Raw genomic sequence first — 255 nt, 5'->3', positions numbered from 1 at the left:
ATAACGGATTCGAACCGTTGACCCCCTGCGTGCAAGGCAGGTGCTCTAGCCAGCTGAGCTAATCCCCCAAAATTCTTTTAAGGTCTTGCTCTTTTCTTTCAACAACCACAAGGGTTGTTGCTTGCTCTCTATTCACTTCAATAACCACAAGGGTTATTGCTGCTCGCTCACTTTTATTGTGGGCCTGCGTGGACTCGAACCACGGACCTCTACATTATCAGTGTAGCGCTCTAACCACCTGAGCTACAAGCCCCT

Annotated in this window: 1 tRNA gene; it reads right to left on the bottom strand. The window is 49.0% G+C overall.

The features are described from left to right. Positions 1 to 179: 179 nt before the first annotated feature. A tRNA-Ile gene (locus EOJ36_RS11880) sits at positions 180 to 253 on the bottom strand. Between the last annotated feature and the right edge of the window lie 2 nt (positions 254 to 255).

Source organism: Sandaracinomonas limnophila (assembly GCF_004005965.1).
GTDB lineage: Bacteria > Bacteroidota > Bacteroidia > Cytophagales > Spirosomataceae > Sandaracinomonas > Sandaracinomonas limnophila.
The sequence above is the reverse complement of the archived record's forward strand: the minus strand, read 5'-3'. Positions and strand labels throughout refer to the sequence as shown.